Here is an 8,582-nt window from a genome sequence, read left to right on the forward strand (position 1 = left end):
ATGGATGGAACGAAAAGATTATCAACCGCAATCGGCTTTGGTATCATTACCTTATTAATTTTTGCATCAATTATTAGCATGGTTATGGCTCTTTTATTAAAGTTTACAGATATGACTGAAGAGACATTAGCCGTTACTATTTTTATACTAGCTCTTTTATCTATGCTTATATCCGGATTTACTGCCGGCAAAAAAGCACAAGGGAAAGGTTGGCTAGTAGGTTTCACAACAGGTCTTACATTCGCTATACTTGTTTTTCTAGTTAACTATTTAGGCTTCTCTCAAACTTTATCGAACTCCCAGTTACTTTATCAATTAGCATTAATGGGCGCGAGTACACTCGGTGGTATTTTCGGGGTAAATATGTCAAAACAAAACAACTAAAAAAGGCCCTGCACATTTCATGCAGGGCCTTTCTCATTAGTTTTTCACAACTTCACGAATCGCATTACGATCGAAAGTTAAGTGTGAACCACCAGATTTAATAACGATTTTCGTCTCATCTACTGATTCGATTGTACCGTGTAAACCACCGATTGTTACGATAGCATCACCTTTTGCTAACTCATTTTGCATTTGAGCAACTGCTTTTTGACGCTTTTGTTGCGGGCGAATTAATAAGAAATAGAAAATCGCAAACATCGCAACGATCATAACGATATTCATCATACCTGGATTCATCTTTTGTTCCTCCTTTTAAATTATGTATTAGAAGTTTTTAGCATTCGGTTTATTAAAGCCATACTGTTCAAAGAATTCTTCGCGGAAATCGCCAAGACGGTCTTCACGAATAGCTTGTCTCACCTGCTCCATTAAGTTTAACAGAAAATGAAGGTTGTGATAAGACGTTAAACGAATTCCAAACGTTTCATCACATTTCATTAAGTGACGAATGTACGCACGAGAGTAATTTTTACATGTATAGCAATCACAATTTGGATCAAGCGGACCGAAGTCTCTTGCAAATTTCGCATTTTTTACAACTAGACGGCCTTCACTTGTCATACATGTACCATTTCGAGCGATACGAGTTGGAAGTACGCAGTCAAACATATCAATACCACGAATTGCACCATCGATTAACGAGTCAGGAGAACCTACTCCCATTAAGTAACGTGGCTTATTATCTGGAAGAAGTGGTGTTGTAAACTCAAGTACACGGTTCATAATATCTTTCGGTTCACCTACAGATAAACCACCTACAGCGTAACCAGGGAAGTCCATTGAAACAAGGTCTTTTGCACTTTGACGACGAAGCTCTTCGAACTCTCCGCCTTGTACAATACCGAATAAACCTTGATCTTGTGGACGTTCATGCGCTTTTAAACAACGTTCTGCCCAGCGGCTTGTACGTTCTACAGATTTCTTCATATATTCAAAAGTAGCCGGGAAAGGTGGACACTCATCAAATGCCATCATAATATCCGATCCTAATGCATTTTGAATTTCCATCGCTTTTTCTGGTGATAAGAATAATTTATCTCCATTTAAGTGGTTACGGAAGTGAACGCCTTCCTCTTCAATACGACGGAAGTCACTTAAACTGAATACTTGGAAACCACCAGAGTCCGTTAAGATCGCACGATCCCAGTTCATAAATTTATGCAAACCACCTGCTTCACGAATAATTTCGTGACCTGGGCGTAGCCATAAATGATACGTATTACTTAAAATAATGCCAGAATCCATTGCTTTTAATTCTTCTGGTGACATTGTCTTAACTGTTGCAAGTGTACCAACTGGCATAAATGTTGGTGTATCAAATGAACCGTGCGGCGTATGTACACGTCCTAAACGGGCACCTGTTTGTTTACAAGTTTTAATAAATTCATAACGAATTGCTGTCATAATTTACTCCTTTTATTTGTTTCCCATTTTAGCGTGAGATGCAACGAACATTGCATCACCGAAGCTAAAGAAACGATATTTTTCTTTTACTGCTTCATTATAAGCATGAAGTACATTATCTCTATTTGCAAATGCACTTACAAGCATAATTAATGTTGATTTCGGTAAATGGAAGTTTGTAATTAAACCATCAATTGCTTTAAATTCATAACCTGGGTACATAAAAATGTCTGTCCATCCAGAAGCAGCACAAAGCTTACCGTTATGATCTGTCGCAATTGTTTCTAACGTACGAGTTGAAGTCGTACCTACCGTAATAATACGTCCACCATTCTCTTTCACGCGATTTAATAACGCAGCTGTCTCTTCAGACATATGGTAATATTCTGCGTGCATATGGTGTTCTTCAATCGTATCTGCAGAAACTGGTCTAAATGTTCCAAGTCCTACGTGAAGTGTAATGAAAGCTAACCCGACGCCTTTTTGTTTTAACTTCTCCAGTAACTCTTCTGTAAAGTGAAGTCCCGCAGTCGGCGCTGCTGCTGAACCGATTTCTTTCGCATATACTGTTTGATAGCGATCGCGATCTTCTAGCGTCTCTTTAATATATGGAGGAAGTGGCATTTCCCCAAGTTCATCTAAAATTTCATAGAAGATGCCGTCATATGAAAATTCAAGATGACGTCCACCTTGATCTGCAGTTCCTATGCAAGTTGCTTTTAATTTCCCTTCGCCAAAAGAGATAACAGTTCCTTCTTTTACACGTTTCGCTGGCTTAACAAGCGTTTCCCACTTATCGCCTTCTTCTTGTTTTAGAAGAAGTACTTCAATGTGCGCGCCTGTATCTTCTTTCACACCGTGCAAACGAGCAGGCATAACTTTCGTTTCATTTAAAACTAAGCAATCCCCCTCATGTAAGTAAGAAAGAATGTCTGTAAAATGTTTATGCTCAATATCGCCTGTTTCACGATCTAACACCATTAATCTTGATGTTTCACGATCTTCTAATGGGATTTGTGCAATAAGTTCTTCTGGTAAATGAAAATCAAACAGATTAATATCCATAACTATATCCACCTATTTCTTATTTAAATCGATTTATTATATACATAATAAAAGATAATACAATACTTAACACAATACATGTAATGATAGGAAAATAAAAGGTAACGTTACCTTTTTTCACAAAAATATCGCCTGGAAGCCTTCCTATGAACTTCCAAGCTAATCCAACAACAATGAGCAAAATACCAGCTGTAATAAGCAGCTTTGGCATCTCCGTCATACTTTTGGCATCTCCATTCCGAAATGCTCATATGCAAGCGGCGTTACGATTCGGCCTCTTGGCGTTCGTTGTAAAAAGCCAATTTGTAATAAATATGGCTCATATACATCTTCAATCGTATGAGATTCTTCTCCAATGGTTGCCGAAACCGTTTCTAACCCGACTGGGCCACCACGGAATTTCTCAATAATACCAAGCAGTAATTTATGATCGATATGATCTAGACCTAATTTATCTACTTGCAGTAGTTCTAACGCCATTTGTGTAATTTCCATCGTAACCGTTCCGTTACCACGAACTTGTGCGAAATCTCGTACACGTCGTAATAAACGATTCGCAATACGAGGTGTACCACGAGCACGTCTTGCAATTTCTAGTGCGGCTAACGAATCAATTTCAACTTCGAATACTTCTGCTGTACGTTCAACAATCTCAGAAAGCTGATCTACTGTGTAATACTCTAATCTTGAAAGTACACCGAAACGGTCACGAAGCGGCGCTGATAATGCCCCCGCACGGGTCGTTGCTCCAACTAATGTAAATGGCGGTAAATCTAAACGTACAGACCGTGCTGATGGCCCTTTTCCAATTACGATATCAAGGCAAAAATCTTCCATCGCAGGATATAACACTTCTTCAATTGACCTATGCAAACGATGAATTTCATCAATAAATAATACATCACCCGGCTGAAGTGCTGTTAATACAGCTGCTAAATCTCCCGGCCTTTCAATTGCTGGACCTGAAGTTGTTCTAACATTTACGCACATTTCATTGGCAATAATATTGGCAAGCGTCGTTTTACCAAGTCCTGGTGGTCCATATAGAAGCACATGATCTAACGTTTCTTCACGCATTTTCGCTGCTTCAATAAACACTTCTAAATTATGTTTCGCTTTATCTTGGCCAATATACTGACGGAGCGTCTGTGGCCGTAATGAATATTCTAAATCCGAATCTTCATATGCAGATTCCCCTGAAAGGAGACGTTCGTCCATTATACTCACCTCTTACCATTTAGTAAAAGACTAAGTGCCTTTTTAATATACTGATCCGTCGTTAATGATTCTTTTAATAACTCTGGTACAACGCGAGAAACTTCTCGTTCTGCGTATCCAAGTGCGCGCAGAGCTTCCAGCGCCTCATCAAGCTCAACTGATGAACCTTTCTTCTCATCAAAACGTTCTGTGTCTGAGAATAAATCAACAAATGCATCTGGCACGACATCAGCTAGTTTTCCTTTTAAATCTAAAATCATTTGGCGTGCTGTTTTCTTTCCGACGCCCGGGAACTTCACTAAAAACTTCTCGTCTTCGTGTTCAATCGCTTGAACGACCTGTCCTGTTTGACCAGACGCTAAAATTGCAAGAGCGCCTTTTGGTCCAATACCAGACACACCTAACAACTTTGTAAATAATAAACGCTCTTCACGTGTTTTAAACCCGTAAAGTGCCATAATATCTTCTCTCACATAATGATATGTATAGACACGGATTTCTTGCTTATTTCTTTGAAATACATACGGATTTGGTGTGAAAATTTGATAACCAATTCCATTATGGTCAATTACGACATATTCCGGTCCTACATACTCCACGTAACCTGTAACATATTCAAACAAAATACGATCTCTCCCTCTTAAATCATGTATTCCATTTTAACATATTTAATGATAGAAAAGCGAGACTACCCCAACAAATGTTCCCTATTTGAAACTTCTGTTATTTTCCATTGACAGAAAGTATGAAGCACCTTAATATACAGAAGTCGATAATGATTATCAATATTAATTAAAGGGGTTACATCAGGATGAAACAAAAGCTATTTATTTTATTTACTATTATGCTAGTTGTTCTTTCTATCGTTGGCTGTTCTTCTCAAAAAGAAGAATCGAAAGCGAAAGAACAACTGAAAACAAAAGTTGTAAAACACGCTAAAGGGGAAGCTACAATTCCAGTAAATCCAAAGAGAATTGTTGACCTGTCTGGATCAACAGAAGAATTATTACTTCTTGGACACAAACCTGTTGGTACAGCAAACACATATAAAGATAAAATCCAAAATCATTTAACAGAAAAATTAGACGGAGTAAAAGCAGTAGGGTGGTACTGGGCACCTAAAGTTGATCTAGAAGCTGTTACTGCATTAAAACCAGACTTAATTATTTTAAATAATCGTCAATTGAAGATCTATGATCAATTAGAAAAGGTTGCACCAACAGTTGTTTTAGAAACAAACTTAGAAGACTGGCGCGGTAAGTTTAAAGAAGTAGGTAAACTATTTGACGAAGAAAAGAAAGCAGACAAATGGATTGCAGACTACGATAAAAAAGCAGACTCTTTATCTAAAAAAATTAAAGAAAAAACAAAAGATGAGAACTTTATGTTCGTCGCAGTTACACCACAAAACTTCCGTGTATACGGTAGCTTCGGATACGGTGACATCATCTTTAATGACTTAAAACTTCCAGCAACAAAAGGTACAGATTTAAAACAAACGATGGCACAAGTATCGTTAGAAGGTCTTGTTGCATTCCAACCTGATCAAATGTTTATTGTAAACTTTGGCGGCGAAGCTGATAAAGTTTACGAAGACTACAAAAACAGTGCCGTTTGGAAAGACAATAAAGCAGTTAAAAACAATCACGTATATGAAGTATCAAATGAAATCTTCAATACGAAAGCTTTCAATCCAATCGGAAAAGATATGCTAATTGATGAAATCGCAAAACAAATTTTAGATAAAAACAAGTAAAAAAAGCAGCTCACCATGAGCTGCTTTTTTTCTTATTTTGCACTGCGTATTGCTTCATTTTTTCAATCGTCTTCACAAAACCTTCTTTTGATTTAATACGAATACCACGCTTCAACTTCGCACGCTCATAGCTCTCAAGCTTTTTCATATCAATTTGAAAGAAGGAATGAATCGCATTATCACTTTTCGGTACACCTTTGAAAATTTGTAATATCCCTTCCTCTGACACACCAAAATAACCGCTCGTCTTTAATAACGGAGAAATATCATCAACTTTCTTTTGTAATACAATTTGTACATCATCACGATCAACGAGCTGCCATTCTTTATACTGCTGTAAAAACTTTTCTAAGTCCGCTACTTTTTCTGTAAAGATTTCCTCACTTACTTCTCCATCAACATACATTCGCTCTAATAAAATTGTAACTTCAGGCTCTTTTTCTGTTACTTCTGGTACTGGCCCTTCCGCCTTCACATTCGTTTCATAAACGAAACAAAACATCATAACGAAAGCTTGCATCGTAATCAGTATCCATTTCATTTCCGTTCACCTCTTTTAGGCAAGATCAAACTTTCATTAGTAGTTTTTCCGGAAATGGAGGTTTTATCCATATAAATGACCATATTACATTTCTCTCGAAAATAAAAAAATGCAGATAAAGTTTTATCTTTATCTGCATTAGCATTTGTTTTTATATAAAATGAAAGACGCCTGCAAAGCAGGCGTCTTGATGCGTTTACGGCGAGAGACCAGGCGACCACATTCGCGTGTTTAGCACTTAAGCATATCTCTCGTCTTACGTAAATTAGCTCATCGCTTTGCTAATATAACATTAATAAAGTATAAGTGCAACATGTTTATAAAAATATTTTATTTCCTCTTTTACTCAAACGAACTTCGTGTAAATTATAAATTGATAAATGCAATATATATGTTACAATTAATATAATAGCGAAATCATAATAAACAGGAGATGGATATTGTGAAAAAAATAAAGGATGAACGTCTCATTCTGAAAACATTAAAAAACATACGTATTGCCTTTCTTTTTCAATCGCTTGGTATAATTGGCATTTTAGGATATATCGGATTCACTGAAGGAATGGATCAAGCTACGAAATCTCCATTATGGTTATTATTTATCCTTACAAGTATCGTACTTAGTTATTTACAGTTAAGCGTTTCTATCGATGTAGAAGAAGGCGAAAAGGATATAAAGTTAACTCCTTATTACAAAATTATTTTACGCTCTCTTATTGCAGGAACTATTATAGCCATTATTTATATCATTTTCAGTCCAGAAAGACCTCTCTTTGAGGCTATTCTAACAGGTAGTATTTTCTTTATATGCTTTTTAATTTCTTATTCCATTAGTTATTTCATTAAAAAACGTCGTTTACACGACAACGATGAATAAAGAGGAAGGGCTACCCCTTCCTCTTTTGTTTTGCTATCGCATAGTACCAGTTAAACCGTAACGAATGTCTCGGAACATATTCCCTATATCATGATTAAAATCGTTTGTAACTGTACCATTACGTAGGCGTGTACTCATTGCATCGACACGAGTAAACATATCATTTCTTACAGAAACATATACGTTTCTGTTTCCAACTTCATTTGAAACCGCTTGACGAATTTCGTTCGCCATCGCCGTTTCATTTGTCACTGTATTACGTGGTTTTACTGCAATCGCTACATCGTTTCCATATACAACTGTAGACACGCGGTCTACGTTATTCATACGTTTCACACGATTCGTTATTCTTTCAGCTGTTTTACCATCATTGTTAATGTATGAATTGTTCATTGTAATATTACGAGTTGGATGCGGATTAGCAATTTGTCCGTTGTAATTTACATCGCGGTAATAATTGTTATATCCTGTATCGTTACGACCATTTCTATATGTTACATAATCTGTATAGCGATCATTACGCGCTACATTATCACGATACTGGTGTGTATCATTATAAGATGTATGCTTATAGTTGTAGTTACGTCCATCCATTGCATTGTTATCTTTTGGTGTACCACATGCAGCTAATGCACTGGTAACTAACAAAGAAGCAGCAATCACTTTTACTTTCGTATTCAATACAAAAACCCCCTCTGTTAGAATGAACTTCTCTTCTGAAAAGCTCCCTCTTATGATGAGTAACAGAGAAGGTTTTTACACTGTTAATATTTCACTGGGGATTTTCTAACATTTGATGTAAATCTTCCATTTTCAGAACGACTCTACATACAAAAAAGGCGGGAATAATCCCGCCTTTTTTAAACTTCCTCTTCGTCCTCTTCTTCTGAAACCGGCTCCCCAAATACATTTGGTGGATCTGGTTGATAATACATCGTTCCTGGCTGTGGCGCATATGCCGATTGAGTTGGTTGATAATATAAAGGATTCGCGTATTGTGGTCCTCCAGGTTGCGGACTATATAGCCTACTCTCTCCTCCGCATCCACAATCTTCCTCTCCTTGCACGAGCGGTGGCATATTATTATCCATTGGCATCATATTTAGATTTGGCATAGACGTATATTGCGGTCCAAACGGTGCCCCTTGCTGATATGGCATTTGATATGGATTTTGTTGTTGATAATACGGATTTGGCGGCATCATAGGCTGTTGGTATGGTATTTGATATGGCATCATATTCGGTGGTTGATTATTATCCATTATCGGCATCATATT

The 8,582-nt window shown here is 37.1% G+C and carries 11 protein-coding genes and 1 pseudogene; 3 read left to right on the forward strand and 9 right to left on the reverse strand.

What is annotated here, in order from left to right:
• The gene (locus GFJ36_RS22835; RefSeq protein ID WP_097889248.1) at positions 1-384 is read left to right on the forward strand and encodes a TIGR04086 family membrane protein; all 384 of its coding nucleotides are present in this window, start codon (positions 1-3) and stop codon (positions 382-384) included.
• A 36-nt stretch (positions 385-420) separates the two neighbouring features.
• Here the strand turns inward: GFJ36_RS22835 and yajC are convergent, their stop codons facing one another.
• From yajC to ruvA, 6 genes are read right to left on the reverse strand one after another with little or no spacing between them, the layout of a single operon-like run.
• A complete protein-coding gene (gene yajC / locus GFJ36_RS22840; RefSeq protein ID WP_001068064.1) occupies positions 421-681 on the reverse strand; it encodes a preprotein translocase subunit YajC in 261 nt (86 codons plus the stop codon).
• Positions 682-708: 27 nt separating this feature from the next.
• On the reverse strand, positions 709-1,848 hold the full coding sequence (gene tgt / locus GFJ36_RS22845; protein WP_000125362.1) for a tRNA guanosine(34) transglycosylase Tgt: 1,140 nt from the start codon (positions 1,846-1,848) through the stop codon (positions 709-711).
• Positions 1,849-1,860: 12 nt separating this feature from the next.
• Entirely contained in the window at positions 1,861-2,913 is a 1,053-nt protein-coding gene (queA, locus tag GFJ36_RS22850) for a tRNA preQ1(34) S-adenosylmethionine ribosyltransferase-isomerase QueA (protein WP_048541404.1), read from the reverse strand.
• 19 nt (positions 2,914-2,932) lie between these two features.
• Positions 2,933-3,133 (reverse strand): DUF2905 domain-containing protein, encoded by a 201-nt coding sequence (locus GFJ36_RS22855; RefSeq protein ID WP_000138162.1) that lies wholly within the window; start codon positions 3,131-3,133, stop codon positions 2,933-2,935.
• Positions 3,130-4,131: a Holliday junction branch migration DNA helicase RuvB gene (ruvB, locus tag GFJ36_RS22860; RefSeq protein WP_088064463.1), complete on the reverse strand. Its 1,002-nt coding sequence runs from the start codon at positions 4,129-4,131 to the stop codon at positions 3,130-3,132. Before ruvB ends, GFJ36_RS22855 begins: the two co-directional genes overlap by 4 nt.
• A 5-nt stretch (positions 4,132-4,136) precedes the next feature.
• On the reverse strand, positions 4,137-4,754 hold the full coding sequence (ruvA, locus tag GFJ36_RS22865) for a Holliday junction DNA helicase RuvA (protein ID WP_088064464.1): 618 nt from the start codon (positions 4,752-4,754) through the stop codon (positions 4,137-4,139).
• 188 nt (positions 4,755-4,942) lie between these two features.
• On the opposite strand from ruvA, the gene GFJ36_RS22870 reads away from it, so the two are divergent.
• Positions 4,943-5,887 (forward strand): iron-hydroxamate ABC transporter substrate-binding protein, encoded by a 945-nt coding sequence (locus tag GFJ36_RS22870; RefSeq protein ID WP_097889247.1) that lies wholly within the window; start codon positions 4,943-4,945, stop codon positions 5,885-5,887.
• Between the two features lie 10 nt (positions 5,888-5,897).
• On the opposite strand, the gene GFJ36_RS22875 is transcribed toward GFJ36_RS22870, so the two are convergent.
• Positions 5,898-6,428 carry a BofC C-terminal domain-containing protein gene (locus tag GFJ36_RS22875; RefSeq protein WP_087985316.1) on the reverse strand — a complete coding sequence of 177 codons (531 nt, stop codon included), beginning with the start codon at positions 6,426-6,428 and terminating at the stop codon, positions 5,898-5,900.
• 433 nt (positions 6,429-6,861) lie between these two features.
• On the opposite strand from GFJ36_RS22875, the gene GFJ36_RS22880 reads away from it, so the two are divergent.
• Positions 6,862-7,305 (forward strand): branched-chain amino acid ABC transporter substrate-binding protein, encoded by a 444-nt coding sequence (locus GFJ36_RS22880; protein WP_097889246.1) that lies wholly within the window; start codon positions 6,862-6,864, stop codon positions 7,303-7,305.
• Positions 7,306-7,338: 33 nt separating this feature from the next.
• On the opposite strand, the gene GFJ36_RS22885 is transcribed toward GFJ36_RS22880, so the two are convergent.
• Both GFJ36_RS22885 and GFJ36_RS22890 read right to left on the reverse strand, forming a co-directional pair.
• Complete coding sequence (locus GFJ36_RS22885; RefSeq protein ID WP_097889245.1) at positions 7,339-7,986, reverse strand: YhcN/YlaJ family sporulation lipoprotein; 648 nt, start codon at positions 7,984-7,986, stop codon at positions 7,339-7,341.
• A gap of 179 nt (positions 7,987-8,165) precedes the next feature.
• A pseudogene (locus GFJ36_RS22890) lies at positions 8,166-8,582 on the reverse strand (peptigoglycan-binding protein LysM); the annotation flags it as partial.

The sequence above is a fragment of the Bacillus sp. EE-W1 genome, assembly GCF_009760835.1.
GTDB classification, from domain to species: Bacteria; Bacillota; Bacilli; order Bacillales; family Bacillaceae_G; genus Bacillus_A; species Bacillus_A wiedmannii.

Coding starts and splice junctions, on each gene's coding strand:
- GFJ36_RS22875 (WP_087985316.1), bottom strand. CDS start 6,428: ATGAAATGGATACTGATTACGATGCAAGCTTTCGTTATGATGTTTTGT.
- GFJ36_RS22835 (WP_097889248.1), top strand. CDS start 1: ATGGATGGAACGAAAAGATTATCAACCGCAATCGGCTTTGGTATCATT.
- tgt (WP_000125362.1), bottom strand. CDS start 1,848: ATGACAGCAATTCGTTATGAATTTATTAAAACTTGTAAACAAACAGGT.
- GFJ36_RS22870 (WP_097889247.1), top strand. CDS start 4,943: ATGAAACAAAAGCTATTTATTTTATTTACTATTATGCTAGTTGTTCTT.
- GFJ36_RS22855 (WP_000138162.1), bottom strand. CDS start 3,133: ATGACGGAGATGCCAAAGCTGCTTATTACAGCTGGTATTTTGCTCATT.
- ruvB (WP_088064463.1), bottom strand. CDS start 4,131: ATGGACGAACGTCTCCTTTCAGGGGAATCTGCATATGAAGATTCGGAT.
- yajC (WP_001068064.1), bottom strand. CDS start 681: ATGAATCCAGGTATGATGAATATCGTTATGATCGTTGCGATGTTTGCG.
- queA (WP_048541404.1), bottom strand. CDS start 2,913: ATGGATATTAATCTGTTTGATTTTCATTTACCAGAAGAACTTATTGCA.
- GFJ36_RS22880 (WP_097889246.1), top strand. CDS start 6,862: ATGGATATTGTGAAAAAAATAAAGGATGAACGTCTCATTCTGAAAACA.